The organism is Bellilinea sp. (assembly GCF_053501535.1).
The window spans coordinates 1-15418 of record NZ_JBRCOK010000040.1 but is presented as its reverse complement, the minus strand read 5'-3'; the positions used below and the strand labels follow the sequence as shown (position 1 = coordinate 15418).

The following is a 15418-nucleotide window of genomic DNA, read 5'->3' as shown; positions in this document are numbered from 1 at the left end:
CCAGCTGCGCCTCCCCCAACATTGCATCAGCGATGTTGGAGAGGTGGGAGGGGGCCATTTTGCTGCTCAGCGTGGTTTAACCTTATCCCAAACCCACGTTAAATAACAGGGACAGGAGCATCCGGGCTGATCCTGTCCCTGTGTGGATATTTCGGTGTGGGAGTTTAATGGCAGGTAATGCCTATCCCTTCCACCTTTTTAAGTCGTTCATTCATCCCATTTCAAACTGATGAGCATGTGTTCTGCCACCGAAGAAAGTGCTTCCAATTCTTCCACACTTGTATCCGCGACAAACACACCGACGATCATGTCTCCTTCAGGAGATGGAAAGGCATAAATCATTCTGAATTTGCGATCAAAGACCTCACCGGTAGCCGCATTGGTAAAGGTTTCTTCGACAATGTAGCGGTGGGTTTCCACTTCACCGACCTTGACATCCGTCTTTTCCAATACCGATGCCCCTTCGTTGTACAACCGGGTCTCTGCATCCTGCCCCGGTTTAATCCAAGCCGCTGTCACACCTGCCAAAGTTTTGCCGTCGTTTGGGGATAGACTGCCGCCATTACCCCACCAGTCCCAGCCTTCCGGCAATTCAAATCGCACGGCAACAGGGCCGGGCAGGGCAAACTCTTTGTACACGATTGTTTCAGGGCTATTCTGCGGAGGGAGCGAGCCTGCTTCAGATGCTGCTGCACTCAAACCGCTGCAGGCACTGAACATCATCCCCAATATCAACAGCAGAATCATCGAAAAAACACGGTTACCAAAAAATTTGTCATTCATTTTTTTCTCCTTGTTCGAAATTATGGACGGTAGACGAATTTACATACCGTCTTGTTCCCTTTTTTGCTTTATGAAGCCCGAATACCCGCCAAATGGCCGATCAAAACTGGACGAATGGACAGGTTTGCCTGAAAACTTCTCTAAAGGTGCATCCATCTTTCCTTCTTTGTTTCTTAACGTGGGTTCGGGATAAGCACAACCCTTGGTGAGCAGCGAAATGGACACCCTTCCACCTCCCCCAATATCGCTTCTGCAATATTGGGGGAGGCGCAGGAGGGGGCCGAATTCTGAAATCGGATGCAAAAAGGATTTATCCCAAACTGACATTTCTTATCTCAAGGTGATTTCAACGCACGCTAATGTGATTGACTGCAATCACCCCGGCCGGCGTGCGGTCGAACACCAGCCGCACACCGGCAAGCGCGTTCAAATCCAGCAGCGGGTTAACTTCCACAAACCACCCCAGCGGGAAGTCAAAGGTTTGAAAAATCGGTTCGGAGAGCGGCGTGGCGTGCATGAAGGCTGCTTTGGCAAAAATTCCGCGGATTTGCGGCTGAAGCAGGGCATAGCGGCTGAGCGGCAGGCGCGCTGTGTTTCCCTGCCGGTCGAATACCTCAATACTGAAATCCACTGGCTGCACCTCACCCGACTGCCGCCCGGCGGACTGCCCCTCCGGCCGCGGCGATTCGTTGGCATCTGCCAGCGAAAGCGATAATACAGGCTCATCCGGTAGGGAAAGCCCGCCATCCGGCAGGAAAAGGGTATAACTGGCGGGAGAAAATGAGGCAGCGTCCCAGCCCAGATAAACCGCTTTGAAACCAAAACCTCCCCACTTTCCCTGTACGACTTGTTCACGCCAACGGGTCAGGTCGTTCCCCTTCAGCTCCGCGCCGGGCAGGGTGGCAGTGGTCAGGTCAATATCCTCATGGAAATCTGCCAGCGCCAGCGTACGGCTGTCCTGATACTGGTAGAGGTAAAGCGTATCCGGCAGCCAGTCCCGTCCGCGGCGCAGGTCTTGAAACAATGGCCGATAAGCCCTTTCCCCGCGCAGGGTATCTTCCAGAAATGCACTGATCAGCACCTGAGCAATGCGTTGTTGTTCGGTTTGTGGAAGCAACTGTCGCAGGTTATACAGACGGGGGATGGGTTCTGCAATGTCCTTGTTGCCCCACACACTGTTAAACTGCCCATGATTGGCGCCATAAATGTAAACGGCTGACTTGAAAAAGTCATCCTGCCCGCTGAAGGTTAACCGCTCAAACGGCGCCGCGCCCATCATCGTCAGCACGTCCATATCGTGCGAACCGTGCAGCAGCAGGTAATTGACATCCTGCAGCGGAGTCGGCAGTCCGCCGGGTTGATACTGCCCATCGGCCGGCGCCAGTGCAATCAGCGAGCGAATCTTGAACCCGTAATCGAAGGACAGGGCGGCGTTATCGGGGTAATGGGAAAGACGATTGAAAGCCGCAGCAATGACAATGGCTTCCCCGCCGCGGGAATGTCCCAGCAGGGCAATCTGATTCAGGTCAACCCGCTGGTAAAACGGGTTACCGGGCTGTTCGTTCCATGATTGCCACAGGCGCAGATGTTCCAGCACCAGCCAGCCGCGCGCATCCGATTCCCCTTCCAAACGGTTAAAGAACAGCACATCGCCCCACGCTGAAATGTTGAGAAAATTCTCATCCACCGCCACAAAAATAAAGCCGCGCGAAGCCAGCAATTCCCCTAAATAGTCGTAACCACTTTCCGAGGTCTCTTCCATCGGATGATTTCCATGTACGGCAATCACCAGCGGAAAACGACCCTCCGCCTGCGGATACCACACCCGGCCATTCAGAGGGAGTTCGGCGGGGGAAAAGCCCCAGTAAGCCGTGCGCAGGCTTGACCAGCCCTCCAGTAAAAGCGAAGCGTCCACGCTGGGGGTCAGCAAGGCAGCCCCTTGAGCATATTCCTGACGGAGTTTGTCCTGTCCGCTGCCGTAGGTAAGCAGTGCAACCGGATAAGCACCCGGCCGAGCGGGGTCGGGCAGATTCAACGGCTCAACTGGAGAGGGGGCTTGCTCACCTGCATGGGCTGGCAACTGTACGGGGCTGCCCTGCCAGCCAAGAAATACCCCCACCCCAACCAGAACGACCAGCCCCAGACTCAATTCAGCCGCAAACAGAGCGCTTTGAAGCCGACTCCGGCTGGCGGATGCCCGGCTCAACAGTCCCACCGCCCCACCGCCGAGCAGCGCCGCGCCCACCAGAACGGCAGCCAGCACAACGGCCAGTCCCGGCAAAAGCGGCAGGCTCAACAAAGCCAGCACAACACCGGAAAACAGGGCAACCAGAAGGGCATACCGAAACCTGAGCGGCAGTTTTCCCAGCAACATGCCCATCCCAAACAACAAACCTGCCGCAATCGTGACCAACCCCATCACACCGGCTGAAACCGCCAGCCAGATCCCCGCCCCGCCGTGCCGGGACAGGAAGAAGCCCGTCAATGCACTGATCAGTAAAAATGCCGCCAGCACACTGCCGGCCGCCCCGCGCCATGCCGGTGAAGCGGGTGATTTTAAGCGGAGGGCTGGGGAGGACTGGTTTTTGGATGGGAGGGAATATTTTTCAGGTATTTGAGGTTGATTCATGCGTACTTCCTTTCCAGGCAAACCTGACCACTCTCCCATCGTAATGCGATGAAAACCCAAATACCTCCGGCTGGTGGATAAATTCTTCCTGACTGAATGGGCAGGCGGACAATCCTCCCGGCGAACTAAGGGTAAAATTAGGCTATGCCCTCCAACCGCATTTATTTTGGCGATAACCTGCCCATTCTGCAGTCGCTCCCTTCAGGCAGCGTGGAATTGATCTACATTGACCCGCCTTTCAACACCGGGCGGGTACAGCAGCGCGTCCGCCTGCGCACGCAAAGCGACGGCAGCGGCGATCGGGTTGGTTTTGGCGGGCGGCGTTACCGTACGGTACGGCTTGGTTCCCATTCGTATGCGGATATTTTTGATGACTATCTGGCCTTTCTGGAACCCCGCCTGCGCGAAGCCTACCGCCTGCTGCAGCCCAACGGCAGTTTGTACTTTCACATTGACTACCGCGAGGTGCATTACTGCAAAGTGCTGCTCGATCAGATTTTCGGGCGGGAGTGCTTCCTCAACGAGATCATTTGGGCGTATGATTACGGCGGGCGCACTCGCCGCAAATGGCCCCCCAAGCACGATAACATCCTCTGGTATGCCCGTGACCCGCGCCATTATATTTTCAATGTCGAGAAAATCGAGCGCATCCCTTACATGGCGCCGGGACTGGTGGGCGCAGAAAAGGCCGCGCGCGGCAAACTGCCAACCGATACCTGGTGGCATACCATCGTACCGACCAACGGCAAGGAAAAGACCGGCTACCCCACCCAAAAACCACTCGGCATCCTGCGGCGCATCCTTCAGGCTTCTTCCACACCCGGCGGGCTGGTGCTGGATTTCTTTGCCGGCAGCGGCACCACCGGCGCGGCGGCGCTGGAACTGGGCCGGCGCTTCATCCTGATTGACAATAACCCGCAGGCCATGGCCATCATGCAGCAACGGTTTGCAGGCATTGATGACATTGAATGGATCAACTGGCAAATTTCTCAACCGGAGGCGGAGTGAACGAAAAACCGACTGCACCCATCCTCGAATTTGACCCCGCCGAGCAGGCAATTTTACAACCGCACCCTGTCCAACTATCACAGGCGGCACCCCCGCGCGCCGTGCTGTGCTTTTTTCAGGATGTGATTAACCGCCTGCGCCGTAAAGGCCGATTGAAAGTCATCGGTCGGCTTAAGTCGGAAATTGGCCCAAACCCGTTGTATGTGCTGGAAGAAAACGGCCAGCCGTTGCTGGTCGCTCATCCCGGCGTGGGTGCGCCGCTCTCGGCCGGTTTTCTGGAAGAAATCATCGCGCTGGGGGTTGACCGCTTCATCGCTGCCGGCGGCTGCGGGGTGATTGACCATTCGATAGACGCCGGCCACCCGCTGATATTGACCAGCGCGGTGCGCGATGAGGGCGTTTCGTACCATTACCTGCCGCCCGGCCGGGAAGTGAGCGCCAGCCCGGCAGCGGTGGCCGCCTTGCAGGCAACCCTGGAAGCGGCAAACATGCCTTACAGCCTCGCCAAAGCATGGACAACCGACGGCATTTACCGCGAAACGGTGGCGCGCCGCGCGCGCCGTCTGGCAGAAGGCTGTCAGGTGGTCGAAATGGAAGCGGCGGCTTTCTTCGCGGTGGCGCAATTTCGCCGGGTTACTCTTGGACAGCTGGTGTACGGCGGCGATCTGGTCGTGCCGGAGGGCTGGGACAGCCGCAGCTGGCACAAACGCGCCGATGACCGCGAACGCATCTTCTGGCTGGCGGTGCAGGCCTGCCTGCGTTTATAAAATGTGATATAAAAAAGACATGCTACCACCCAACGCTCAAATGCCGCAGATGGATTATGACCCGACCGCGCTGGTGTTGTTCGGCGGCGGCGGACACGGTAAAACGCTGATTGAACTGGTGCGGGCGGTTGGGGCTTATCACTGGGCAGCAGTGGTAGATGACGGCTTAACCCCGGGCAGCGAAGTGCTGGGCGTGCCGGTGGTCGGCGGGGCTGAATCGCTGCCGGGTTTATTTGCGCGCGGCATCCGGCTGGCCGTCAACGGCGTGGGCGGCATCAACCACCCGGAAGTGCGCCTGAAAGTGTTTGAAATTCTGGCTGCCAACGGGTTCAACTGCCCGGCGCTGGTGCATCCCACCGCCTGGGTGGATTCCTCGGCGCGGCTGGAAGGCGGCGTGCAGGTGCTGGCGCAAAGTTACGTTTCTGCCTGCGCGGTCATCGGCTACGGCAGTGTGCTGAACGCCGGAGTGGTCGTTTCACATGACTGCGTTATCGGCAAATGTGTCAACCTTTCGCCCGGCGCGCTGTTGGCCGGCGGCGTGCGGGTGGAGGATTTTGCCCAAATCGGCATGGGCGCAACCATCAACTTAAATCTGACCATTGGGCGCGGCGCGCGGGTCGGCAACGGCGCCACCGTCAAGGCGGATGTACCGCCCGGCACGGTGGTGTATGCCGGCAGCGTTTATCCGCCGCGTTAGAATCAAACGGAGGAGGAAGGCCATGTTTCGCAGAAATCCACCGGCGGGATCAGCGCCGCCACCGCCCACCGAGCGGGTAACTTCGGTGCTGGGGCCGGGCATCAACTGGAAAGGCAGCCTGCACGGCAGCGGCGGCGTGCGCATTGAAGGCACATTTGAAGGGGATATTGCCGTGCGCGGGCTGGTGGTGATTGGCGAAACCGGACGGGTCACCTGCCCGGAACTGCGCGCCAACACCGTCGTAGTCGCCGGGGCAATGCGCGGCAACATCCTTGCCGAAAAACTGGAAATCCGCTCCACCGGCCGGGTGTGGGGTGATGTGACGGTCGTATCTTTCTCCACTGAAGAAGGTGCCTTCCTGCGCGGACAGGTGCGCATGGAAGAACAGGTAGAAATACAGGTTGAATCACCCGAAAGTGAAGAAGATTTTTCCGGGCAAAGCCAGAATGACCAGGAATAACGCATGCCGGTGCTGACCACGGCTCAATGGATGGGGTTGATCAGTGAAGTGCTGGGGGTCGTAGCAGTCACCATGCTGCTGGGCATCAGTCCGCGGCTGCGCGCCGTACCGCCGCTTCGATTTCAATATCCGCGCCGCGAAGGGCTGGTTGGGCTGGCTTTAAGTGGAGGAATGGTGCTGCTGGCGGTCGTCATGTATGCCCAACCCGCCACGGCTCAGGAAGTCCAGCGGGGTGGTGTGGGCGGTTTGTATCCGGCGCTCAGTCTGGCGGCACTGGCAGCCTTGATCAGCGGCGCGGCGCTGGTTTACCGCCGGCAGCCCCTGCGCAGCGCCGGCTGGGGACGGGTGCTGCTGACTCCCGCGCTGCAAATTGGGATTGCGGTGGGGCTGTTGAGTGTTTTCTTGCGCGGCATGGTGATGCGCCTGTTGGGCGGCGTGAGCGCTGAGCAGGGACAGGCCTTGCTGATTTTGCTGGCGATTGCACTGGGGGAAGAAACCCTCTTCCGCGGCTACCTGCAGCCGCGTCTGGCGGGCTGGCTGGGCGGCATTGCCGGCTGGCTGTTGAGCGCCGGGTTGTTTGTGCTGGCTCAGGCGCCGCGCGTTTTGTTGCTGCCGGGCGAAAGTCAGTGGACGGGCTGGGGAGTGGTTGTGCTGCACAGTCTGGCGGCAGGCTGGATGATGCTGAAGGTGCGCCACGTGGCGGCTCCGGCGCTCTACCGCGCCATTTCCGGCTGGCTGCTCTTTCTGCTTTAGCAGAGGAAGCCGCAGGGGAGTGAAAAAGCGGCACTTTGCGGTAAAATCGTTGACATGAGCCCATATCCACCTCCCATTGTCCCCATGTCCTCCCCGGATTTGACCGAAGCCGAACGGCAGGCGGTATTGAATGTGCTGAACACCCCCCACCTGAGCATGGGCGGGCAAATTGAAGCCTTCGAGCAGACCTTCCGCAACTTCACCGGTTGGCGGCATGCCATTGGCGTTAATTCCGGCACGGCCGGGCTGCACCTGTGCGTGCGGGCAGCAGATATTCAGCCCGGCGATTGGGTGATCACCAGCCCGTTTTCGTTTGTCGCCTCGGCGAACGCCCTGCTGTTCGAAAATGCCGTACCGGTTTTTGTGGATGTTGAAGAACGCAGCGGCAATATCCACCCGGCACTGGTTGCCGAAGCAGCCCGTGATTTAATGCAGGGCGGCAAAGCCGCTCAGCGCTGGCTGCCGCGCCGCGGCGTCAACACCCACCCCGCCGGCCGGTTGAAAGCCATTCTGGCGGTTGATGTATTCGGTCAGCCGGCCGACTATGACCGTCTGCGGGCCACCGCTGATCAGTACGGCCTGCGCCTGATTGAAGATTCCTGTGAAGCGCTGGGCGCCGAGTACAAAGGCCGCAAAGCCGGCACGCTGGGTGACTACGGCGTGTTTGCTTTCTACCCGAACAAACAAATCACCACCGGTGAAGGCGGCATGATCGTCACCGATGACGAAGCCGCCGGCCAGTACATGCGCGCTTTGCGCAATCAGGGGCGCGCCCCGGGCGATACCTGGCTGCAGCACACCTACCTTGGCTACAACTACCGGCTGGACGAGATGAGCGCGGCACTTGGCACCACTCAGATGAACCGGCTGGAAGAACTGCTCCAAAAGCGCGAACGGGTGGCAGAATGGTACCGCCAGCGGCTGATAGGCATTGCCGGAGTCGAGCCGCCCGCTCTGGAGGAGTACACCACCCGCCCCTCATGGTTCGTATACGTCGTCCGTTTGGAGCGCGGGATCGACCGCGCGGCTGTGGCACACCGCCTCGGCGAGCGGGGTATCCCGGTTCGCCCGTACTTCCTGCCCATTCATTTGCAGCCCTACATGGTGGAACGTTTCGGCTACCAGCCGGGCGATTTTCCGGTCACGGAGGATTTAGGGGAGCGCGGTCTGGCACTGCCTTTTTCCGGCGTGATGGACGAAGCGCAGGTCGAACTGGTGTGCGATATACTGCGACAGGTGTTGTGAACATGGCAGAGGACGAAGGTCAGGTTTTCTACCCTCCCCGCCGGCGCGGATTGATTTTTCACCTGCTGGTGGGGGTTATTCTGCTGGGGGGCAGCCTTGGCTGTCTGATTCTGGCCTTCAACCAGCCTCAGGAAGGGCGGTTTGTGCTGTTGCTGCTGGGCAGCGCGGGGTTGTTTGCTCCCTTGCCATGGGTGTTTTACCGCGGTTACGCACTGATGAACGCTTTTTACCGGCTGGAACGCGACGGTTTGCGCTTGCGCTGGGGCTTGCGCGCCGAGGATATTCCCCTGCCGGAGATTGAATGGGTGCGCCCGGCGCGGGAGTTGGGTTTCAGCCTGCCCCTGCCGCCGCTGATTGCCCCGGGGGCCGTGCTGGGCAGCCGCAAGGTTGCCGAACTGGGCACGGTGGAATTTATGGCTTCGGAAGTGGACGCGCTGCTGCTGGTGGCAGCCCGCGACCGGGTGTTTGCCATCTCCCCTCAGGATGGGCGCGCTTTCAACCGCGCATTTCAGCGCATGATCGAACTGGGCAGTCTGACTCCCCTGCCGCCGTACTCGGCTCAACCGGCCGCTTTTGCCCGGCGGGTTTGGGATGACCGTCCGGCGCGCTGGTTTCTGATCGCCGGTCTGATTCTGACCGTCTTGCTGCTGATCGTGGTGGCGCTGGCCATCCCTTCCACCCCATCCGTTTCGTTGGGTTTCGATGCTCAGGGTCAGCCCCTGCCGCCCGTCCCCGGTGAACAGGTGCTGCTGCTGCCGGTGCTGGGCATTTTGATTTATCTGGTCAACCTGCTGGCCGGCATTTATTTTTACCGGCGCGAATCCGACCGTCCGGTGGCTTTTCTGCTGTGGATTGCTTCGGCCTTTACGCCGCTGCTTTTACTGGCAGCCGCCGTAATCCTGCTTCTGTCCTGATGAGGTAAGGTGTGAGTCAGTCCATTTCATGGGTTCAGCTTGGGTTGGGTTTGGGTTTAGCGGTCATCATTTCCCTGGCGGCGTACGTGGCAGGTTCGCTCAGCCGCAGCGGAGCGCTGGCAGCAATCCTGCTGGGGACGGCGGTATTTGGACTGGGCGGGCTGCCGTGGGCAGTCCTGTTATTGGGGTTCTTCATTTCATCCAGTCTGCTTTCGCGTCTTTTCCGCCGCCGCAAACAAAGCGTGGAGGAGAAATTCTCCAAGGGCAGCCGGAGGGATGCCGCCCAAGTCGCGGCGAACGGCGGAATTGCCGGCCTGCTGGTGCTGGCGCAGGTCGTTTTCCCCGCTTCGCCCCTGCCGTGGCTGGCGGCGGCCGCCGGATTGGCAGCCGCCAACGCCGACACCTGGGCAACCGAGCTGGGCGTGCTCAGCCCGCATCTGCCGCGCTTAATCACCACCGGCAAGCTGGTGGAAAAAGGCACTTCCGGCGGTATCACGCCGTTTGGCACACTGGCAGCCCTGGGCGGAGCGGCTTTCATCGCTTTGCTGGCAGTTTTGTTCCCGCCAGCACGGGTCATGCTCCCGGTTGTGGCTGTTTTTGGGCTGGTAACCCTGAGTGGTTTACTGGGCAGCCTGATCGATTCGCTGCTGGGCGCAACCGCGCAGGCCATTTACACCTGTCCGCAGTGCGCCAAAGAAACCGAACGCCACCCGCTTCACAGCTGCGGTACGCCGACCGTGCCGCTGCGCGGCTGGCGCTGGCTGAACAATGACGGCGTCAACGCGGCCTGCACGCTCAGCGCAGCAGGCGCAGCAGCGCTGGCTGCTGCATTGTTTTTGCCGGTGATGCTTTCACCGGTTGATTCGTTTCGTGAAGGAGGTAGTCTGATGAAGATGCACAGTCCTGAATTCAGCGATGGCGCCAACATCCCGACCCGATTCACCTGTGAGGGGGAGAATGTTTCTCCCCGCCTGGAATGGAGCGGCGTTCCAGCCGCTGCGCAAAGCCTGGCGCTGGTGGTCAGCGACCCGGATGCGCCCGGTGGGACGTTCATCCACTGGGTACTGTACAACCTGCCGCCCCAGACGACCGGCTTGCCGGAGGGTATGCCCGCCACCGAACGGCTGAGCGGCGGCGGTTCGCAGGGGCGCAATGATTTTGGAAGAATCGGTTACGGCGGGCCCTGTCCGCCGCCGGGCAAGCCGCACCGTTATATCTTCACCCTCTACGCGCTGGATTTAGCCCCCGACCTGCCGCCCGGGTTGAACGCTGCCCGGCTCACCAGCCTGATGCGCGGCCACATCCTCGCTCAAGCCTCCCTGACCGGCCTTTACCAGCGTTAATTTTCATTTTTGCCCTCTAAATTTTCAAGGTCGGCCAGATCTTGAAACCGCCCGGAGGTGCGTTTATTCTGCTTTAAATTTTCAAGATCAATAAAGTTGACGATCACACCATCCACTTCCACGCTGATACGCGCCCGGTAACATTCATTGAAGTTTACACCGGGAAGGGAGGTCATCAGATCAATTCGATTGGGAGGATAACCCAACTGGATCACCTGTTCCGGGGTCAGGAAATCCTGTTCCTCCAAGTCCAGCGAGCCAAAACCAAACCGCTGCAAAGCAGCCAGTACACGGCTTGCATTTTCAGGTGTATTTTCAATCCAGATATCCAGGTCTTTGGTGTATCGCGGATATCCGTGAAAAGCAACCGCGTATCCCCCAACCACCAGATAGCGCACTTCACTTGAGTTTAACGATTCGATAAACTCTTTGAAATCGGGGCTGAGTGCCATATTTCCACCGGTGAACTTCCTGGCGAATTTCCTCCAGCGCGGCCAGGCGCGCCGTGTAAGGCTGGCTGCGCCACCAGTCTGCATCTTCCTTGGGCGCATAAAGCGAGCGTATTCGCACCACTTTTTGAACCGATCGCTGCTGGTTTTCCATGATTTTTAGTATACCATCAATAGCCATCGCCGTTATCATCACTGCCGCGGCCCTTGCTGGAATCATCTCCGCCTTTGCCGCCGGAGTCATCCCCACCTTTGTCATTGGTATTATTCTTATACAGGTCGTCATCAGGGCTGGCGGTGACCTGCGGGCGAAGTGTGGCAGAAGGCGACGGGGTCGAGGTAAGGGTAAGCGGGATAGTGGGGGTTTGCGTCAGGGTCGGTGTGATGAGATTGGGCGTGAAAGTCGGTGTGGCTGGGGCGTTCAAACGCCCAACCCGCGCGCTGAGGGCCAGAAAGTCATTTTCGCCAACGCGGATGGCCGTTACCGAAATCGGTTTGCCCACTTCGGGTGTTCCGTCCAGTTCCGCCAGGCTGGGCAGGCGCAGGCGTACCCCTTCCACCGTCCATTCGTATTCATTTTGCGCCTGAAGAATGCCACCGATTTGGTAGAGCCGCAGACGCATTTCGGTGACTTCCAAACCCTGCTGACCGCGCACAAAACCGCGGATATCCACATAAGCGCCGCCCATTGAGCCGGCAGAACGCTGCAAATCACCGCTGAGGGTGAAGTCAATACCGCCGGCTGACCATTGATTGGAGCCGTCTTGAATGCGCCGGGTGAGAAAACCGCTGAATTCGACCGGCTGTTCTTTGCCGGAAAGAATCAACTGGCGCACTTCTTCTGCCCGCCGCTGGTCAAAGGTATCTTCCAAGCGGATGCGTGCGAGAGCATCGCCGCTCAACGCCAGCTGCGCCTGCTCCACCGAGCGTTTGACGCCGTACAACGGCTGACCGGGCAGCGAACGGCCGGAAGCCAGCGTGAGGGTAAACCCCCCCACCAGCATCAGAATCACTGCTGAGAGCAGCAGCGAGGCAAAACGCAGCTGCGGAAAAGCAAATTTTGGCTGTGAGCGAGCCTGACGGGCAGCCTCCTCCAGAAATTGGGCCCGGCTGCGCTGCTGCCCGCTGGTGGGCGGCAGGTAGAGGGCATTGGCCTGAGCCAGACGGGCACCTTCCAAAAGCAGGCGCAGTTCTTCTGCCTGCTCGGGGTAGTCCGCCAGAATTCTCTCCAGTGTTTCCCCCATTTGCATTCTTTGCAAACATTCTTCCAGTAATTGAGCGGTTACGGCAGGCTTCATGGCTTACCGGCTCCCTTCCAACTGGCGGCGTAAGGCTGCCAGCGCTCGAAACTGTAATACTTTCACGGCTTCGACCGATTTTTTCATCACCCTGGCGGTTTCCTGCACGGATAATTCCTGAGAAAAGCGCAGCGCCAGCACATGTTGTTGGTCATTGGTTAAGTGCAAAAGAGCCCGGCGAATTTGATGGCGGGCTGCATTTTGCTCGGCTTGCTCCGCCGGATCGCGGCCGTCCGGCAGGTTTTCCTGTTGTTCAAGGCCGGTGGTAGGGTGGCGATAGGACTTGCGGTAATAATCCTGCACCAGATGATGAGCCGTGCCCAGCAGCCACGCGCGCAGATTGTCAATGGTCAGGTCTTCTTTTTTGAGAGCTTTCAGCAAACGCAGGAATACCTCGGCAGTAATATCTTCACAGGTATGCGGGTCATCTACCCGGTAGGAAACATACCGAAAGACCTGCGAATAAAGCGCATCGTGAATGGCTGTCAGCGCCTGCGGCTCAAACTGTTTTGCCCGCTGGAGCAGTTCGGCAGCCTCTTGTGCCTGCCGGTTTTGAACGGGTGACGGGGTTGCGGTCATAAAGTTTTTTTCTGCAACACAGGTATTATACTTCCAGCCTCTGCGAAAAAGGCGCTGCCGGGTGTAGGGAAAAGTACACCCGGCAACCTGAACAATTGTACCCATCCAGAGGCAGAAATTACTCACTTGCCCTTTCCTTTGCCGTAATCATAGTCTCCTTTGCCATCGTCATCACCGCCCTTACCGGAGTTGTCATCACTGCCGCTGTTATCATCCCCATTCGACAATTCGATCTCGCGCGCCAGATAGGTGCCGTCAGCCTGCAGGGTGGCATGGACTTTGACCATCATCCCCACCGCCAGCGCGCCTTTGATTTCCGTGCCAGCCGCAGTGCGCACGGTGCGTCCACCAATCCCGTACACGCCGTTTTGAATGGACTCGATCTTGCCGAAGAACTCCACCTCACCGCTGCCCGGCACGCCGGGAGTGACGGTTTTACCGGTTTTGGGCGAATCTTCGAGTGCAATCTTGTCCGCCAGCAGTTGACCGTTGAGAATTCGTCCCTCCACCTCGACAAAACTGCCCATGCCAGTACCGGCAGAAATTGTCGTGGCGGGTGCCACCTGAACGATGATGGAGGAAATCCGCCAGCTTTCCGTTCCGGTTTCTTCTACAAAACCATAGAACTTGAAACTGCTGCTGGAGGAGGCTGAGAGATCCAGTTTGACGGATTGAGCATACAGCGAATTGTCGGGCAGCAGCACGGCTTTGACCTGCACCCGATCACCCGGTTTGAGCGCGGAAACCACCACCGACTGCCCATCCAGTCGAAAAGTCTGCCCGTCCACCACCGCCGTCTGCTCGCTGATCTGCTCCAGCGTGCCGTTGAGTTCGATGCGCACCAGGCGCGTTTCAAACGATGCAGACTCGGCATTATTGAGCGGCGCGGCTGCCAGCGGGGTATTGGCGGCATCCGCCGTAGCCGGTGCGCAGGCGGTCAGCCCCAGCAGGATAAAGACTGCCAGAGCGATCCATTTTCCGATTAAGTGACTCGATTTCTGGTTCATGGTTGAATTCTCCTCAAGAAAATTTGTGTTTATCTACCCAGATAGTCGTATTTCCCACTTAGAAGTTACGGGTAGAGGAGAGTTGATAAGGAAAGAACTTTGTGAGGTACAATTCCACCCATGAACGCCCAACCCAATCACCGCCAGAAGCGGCTGTATCTTTCCCTGCTGGCGCTGGCCGTGCTGATTTTGACCCCCTTTGGGCTGTATTTTGCCCTGCAGGCCGGGCTGAACGGCCTGGCAGCCGTTTTGTTCGGGCTGCTGAGCGCCGGCATTCTGCTGGTGATGCTGACGGCTTAACCTTTGAGGGGTGCAGTCTGAACGGCTTCGACCTGCTGAATGCGCTCGACCAGCGGGGTCAGCTCTGGAAGGATCACCTCACCGGCACGTCCGCTGTCGCACAACTCGGTCACCTGCGGGTTGATCGGCAGGCGCGCCAGGAGAGGCGCTCCGGCGGCTTCACAAATTTCCTGCGCATGGCTGGCGCCAAACACGGCGTATTCGCCCCCATCCGCCGGACAGCGGAAGTAACTGTAATTTTCCACCACGCCCAAAATCGGAATGTTGAGGGTTTGCAGCATGTGCACGGCTTTGCGCACCACCAGCGCCGAAAGCCCCTGCGGGGCGGTTACCAGCACTACACCGTTAACCGGCAGGGTGCGCAGCACGGTCAGGGCTGCATCCGAAGTGCCGGGCGGCAAATCCACCAGCAGGGCATCCAGTTTGCCCCACAGCACCTGTGTCCAGAATTGCTGAATGGTGGCTGAAATCAAAGCGCCGCGCCACACCACCGGCTGATCGGCTTCCGGCAGTAACAGGTTGGTGGAAACCACCCGAATGCCCTGACGGGTAGCCGCGGGTAAAATACCCTGCTCGCTGCCGCGCAAGCCACCCGCCGGCAGCCCAAAGAAGTGTGGAATGCTCGGGCCGGTCAGGTCGGCATCCAGTATCCCAACCTTCCAGCCGCGGCGGGTTAACTCCACCGCCAGCAGCGCGGTCAGCGAGGATTTGCCCACCCCGCCCTTGCCGCTCATCACCGCAATCACCCGCCGGACTTGATTGAAGGCATTGAGTTTGGGCAACTGCGGGGCAGCGCTGGCCATCACCGCGCGCCGTTCTTCATCGGTCATTGCGCCGAAAGTGATTTCCACCTGTTCAAACCCCAAAGCGCGCAGAATCTGGCGGGCATTGAAGGCCATTTGATCTTTCATCGGGCAGGTTGGCACGGTCAGCGCCAGGCTAAAGGACAGGTGTCCGTCCTCGTGCAGGGTCAGGTCGCGTACCATGCCCAGTTCAACAATGTTGCGCCCGATTTCCGGGTCAATGACCTTGCGCAGGGCGTTGAGAATCTCGTCGGTAGCGGTCATGCGGCAGGTGGTTGCAGGCGCACGCGCATCACACAGCGTTGACGGGCGCCAAAGCGGTATTTGTAATCCTCGCCGCCGCGCATGAAGTCAAATTCACGGTAGCGGTTTTCGATTGCCCA

The 15418-nt window shown here is 58.9% G+C and carries 18 protein-coding genes; 9 read left to right on the top strand and 9 right to left on the bottom strand.

The genetic code is table 11. From position 1 onward, the window contains the following. Nucleotides 1–207: 207 nt before the first annotated feature. From ACWIZX_RS04755 to ACWIZX_RS04745, 3 genes are all read right to left on the bottom strand, one after another. Complete coding sequence (locus tag ACWIZX_RS04755) at nucleotides 208–783, bottom strand: hypothetical protein (RefSeq protein ID WP_322793477.1); 576 nt, start codon at nucleotides 781–783, stop codon at nucleotides 208–210. 39 nt (nucleotides 784–822) lie between these two features. Further along, on the bottom strand, nucleotides 823–1008 hold the full coding sequence (locus tag ACWIZX_RS04750; protein ID WP_322793476.1) for a hypothetical protein: 186 nt from the start codon (nucleotides 1006–1008) through the stop codon (nucleotides 823–825). Between the two features lie 121 nt (nucleotides 1009–1129). Next, complete coding sequence (locus tag ACWIZX_RS04745) at nucleotides 1130–3412, bottom strand: MFS transporter (protein ID WP_448334972.1); 2283 nt, start codon at nucleotides 3410–3412, stop codon at nucleotides 1130–1132. A gap of 144 nt (nucleotides 3413–3556) precedes the next feature. On the opposite strand from ACWIZX_RS04745, the gene ACWIZX_RS04740 reads away from it, so the two are divergent. From ACWIZX_RS04740 to ACWIZX_RS04705, 8 genes are read left to right on the top strand one after another with little or no spacing between them, the layout of a single operon-like run. Further along, nucleotides 3557–4420, top strand: a complete 864-nt coding sequence (locus ACWIZX_RS04740) for a DNA-methyltransferase (protein ID WP_322793474.1) — start codon at nucleotides 3557–3559, stop codon at nucleotides 4418–4420. Then, nucleotides 4417–5187: a nucleoside phosphorylase gene (locus ACWIZX_RS04735; RefSeq protein WP_448334971.1), complete on the top strand. Its 771-nt coding sequence runs from the start codon at nucleotides 4417–4419 to the stop codon at nucleotides 5185–5187. Before ACWIZX_RS04740 ends, ACWIZX_RS04735 begins: the two co-directional genes overlap by 4 nt. Before the next feature lie 19 nt (nucleotides 5188–5206). After that, nucleotides 5207–5884, top strand: a complete 678-nt coding sequence (locus ACWIZX_RS04730) for an acetyltransferase (protein WP_448334970.1) — start codon at nucleotides 5207–5209, stop codon at nucleotides 5882–5884. A 22-nt stretch (nucleotides 5885–5906) separates the two neighbouring features. Beyond that, complete coding sequence (locus ACWIZX_RS04725; protein ID WP_322793375.1) at nucleotides 5907–6344, top strand: bactofilin family protein; 438 nt, start codon at nucleotides 5907–5909, stop codon at nucleotides 6342–6344. A 3-nt stretch (nucleotides 6345–6347) separates the two neighbouring features. Beyond that, on the top strand, nucleotides 6348–7097 hold the full coding sequence (locus ACWIZX_RS04720; RefSeq protein WP_448334969.1) for a CPBP family intramembrane glutamic endopeptidase: 750 nt from the start codon (nucleotides 6348–6350) through the stop codon (nucleotides 7095–7097). 54 nt (nucleotides 7098–7151) lie between these two features. After that, nucleotides 7152–8342: a DegT/DnrJ/EryC1/StrS family aminotransferase gene (locus ACWIZX_RS04715; RefSeq protein ID WP_448334968.1), complete on the top strand. Its 1191-nt coding sequence runs from the start codon at nucleotides 7152–7154 to the stop codon at nucleotides 8340–8342. Nucleotides 8343–8344: 2 nt separating this feature from the next. Next, nucleotides 8345–9256, top strand: coding sequence for a PH domain-containing protein (locus ACWIZX_RS04710; RefSeq protein WP_448334967.1), 912 nt, complete (start codon nucleotides 8345–8347; stop codon nucleotides 9254–9256). 11 nt (nucleotides 9257–9267) lie between these two features. After that, nucleotides 9268–10599, top strand: coding sequence for a YbhB/YbcL family Raf kinase inhibitor-like protein (locus tag ACWIZX_RS04705; protein ID WP_448334966.1), 1332 nt, complete (start codon nucleotides 9268–9270; stop codon nucleotides 10597–10599). On the opposite strand, the gene ACWIZX_RS04700 is transcribed toward ACWIZX_RS04705, so the two are convergent. Genes ACWIZX_RS04700 through ACWIZX_RS04680 form a run of 5 tightly spaced genes read right to left on the bottom strand, consistent with a single transcriptional unit; the run spans nucleotide 10596 to nucleotide 13932 of the window. Continuing rightward, nucleotides 10596–11051: a hypothetical protein gene (locus ACWIZX_RS04700; protein ID WP_448334965.1), complete on the bottom strand. Its 456-nt coding sequence runs from the start codon at nucleotides 11049–11051 to the stop codon at nucleotides 10596–10598. The two genes, ACWIZX_RS04705 and ACWIZX_RS04700, sit on opposite strands and share 4 nt — an antisense overlap. After that, nucleotides 10999–11229, bottom strand: coding sequence for a hypothetical protein (locus tag ACWIZX_RS04695; RefSeq protein ID WP_448334964.1), 231 nt, complete (start codon nucleotides 11227–11229; stop codon nucleotides 10999–11001). The genes ACWIZX_RS04700 and ACWIZX_RS04695 overlap by 53 nt, the downstream gene beginning before the upstream one ends. Continuing rightward, complete coding sequence (locus tag ACWIZX_RS04690) at nucleotides 11219–12346, bottom strand: DUF5667 domain-containing protein (protein ID WP_448334963.1); 1128 nt, start codon at nucleotides 12344–12346, stop codon at nucleotides 11219–11221. Before ACWIZX_RS04690 ends, ACWIZX_RS04695 begins: the two co-directional genes overlap by 11 nt. Before the next feature lie 3 nt (nucleotides 12347–12349). After that, nucleotides 12350–13051 (bottom strand): sigma-70 family RNA polymerase sigma factor, encoded by a 702-nt coding sequence (locus ACWIZX_RS04685; protein ID WP_448334962.1) that lies wholly within the window; start codon nucleotides 13049–13051, stop codon nucleotides 12350–12352. After that, complete coding sequence (locus ACWIZX_RS04680) at nucleotides 13048–13932, bottom strand: DUF5666 domain-containing protein (protein WP_448334961.1); 885 nt, start codon at nucleotides 13930–13932, stop codon at nucleotides 13048–13050. The genes ACWIZX_RS04685 and ACWIZX_RS04680 overlap by 4 nt, the downstream gene beginning before the upstream one ends. A 120-nt stretch (nucleotides 13933–14052) precedes the next feature. Between ACWIZX_RS04680 and ACWIZX_RS04675 the strand changes: the two genes are divergently transcribed. Continuing rightward, nucleotides 14053–14232 (top strand): hypothetical protein, encoded by a 180-nt coding sequence (locus ACWIZX_RS04675; RefSeq protein WP_448334960.1) that lies wholly within the window; start codon nucleotides 14053–14055, stop codon nucleotides 14230–14232. Here ACWIZX_RS04675 and ACWIZX_RS04670 read toward each other — a convergent pair. Beyond that, nucleotides 14229–15299: an Mrp/NBP35 family ATP-binding protein gene (locus ACWIZX_RS04670; RefSeq protein ID WP_448334959.1), complete on the bottom strand. Its 1071-nt coding sequence runs from the start codon at nucleotides 15297–15299 to the stop codon at nucleotides 14229–14231. The two genes, ACWIZX_RS04675 and ACWIZX_RS04670, sit on opposite strands and share 4 nt — an antisense overlap. Nucleotides 15300–15418: the final 119 nt, after the last annotated feature.

Bases quoted from the DNA above. Each gene is read 5' to 3' on its own strand.
- ACWIZX_RS04755 (WP_322793477.1), bottom strand. From the start codon at position 783: ATGAATGACAAATTTTTTGGTAACCGTGTTTTTTCGATGATTCTGCTG.
- ACWIZX_RS04745 (WP_448334972.1), bottom strand. From the start codon at position 3,412: ATGAATCAACCTCAAATACCTGAAAAATATTCCCTCCCATCCAAAAAC.
- ACWIZX_RS04740 (WP_322793474.1), top strand. From the start codon at position 3,557: ATGCCCTCCAACCGCATTTATTTTGGCGATAACCTGCCCATTCTGCAG.
- ACWIZX_RS04730 (WP_448334970.1), top strand. From the start codon at position 5,207: ATGCTACCACCCAACGCTCAAATGCCGCAGATGGATTATGACCCGACC.
- ACWIZX_RS04725 (WP_322793375.1), top strand. From the start codon at position 5,907: ATGTTTCGCAGAAATCCACCGGCGGGATCAGCGCCGCCACCGCCCACC.
- ACWIZX_RS04720 (WP_448334969.1), top strand. From the start codon at position 6,348: ATGCCGGTGCTGACCACGGCTCAATGGATGGGGTTGATCAGTGAAGTG.
- ACWIZX_RS04715 (WP_448334968.1), top strand. From the start codon at position 7,152: ATGAGCCCATATCCACCTCCCATTGTCCCCATGTCCTCCCCGGATTTG.
- ACWIZX_RS04710 (WP_448334967.1), top strand. From the start codon at position 8,345: ATGGCAGAGGACGAAGGTCAGGTTTTCTACCCTCCCCGCCGGCGCGGA.
- ACWIZX_RS04700 (WP_448334965.1), bottom strand. From the start codon at position 11,051: ATGGCACTCAGCCCCGATTTCAAAGAGTTTATCGAATCGTTAAACTCA.
- ACWIZX_RS04695 (WP_448334964.1), bottom strand. From the start codon at position 11,229: ATGGCTATTGATGGTATACTAAAAATCATGGAAAACCAGCAGCGATCG.
- ACWIZX_RS04690 (WP_448334963.1), bottom strand. From the start codon at position 12,346: ATGAAGCCTGCCGTAACCGCTCAATTACTGGAAGAATGTTTGCAAAGA.
- ACWIZX_RS04680 (WP_448334961.1), bottom strand. From the start codon at position 13,932: ATGAACCAGAAATCGAGTCACTTAATCGGAAAATGGATCGCTCTGGCA.
- ACWIZX_RS04675 (WP_448334960.1), top strand. From the start codon at position 14,053: ATGAACGCCCAACCCAATCACCGCCAGAAGCGGCTGTATCTTTCCCTG.
- ACWIZX_RS04670 (WP_448334959.1), bottom strand. From the start codon at position 15,299: ATGACCGCTACCGACGAGATTCTCAACGCCCTGCGCAAGGTCATTGAC.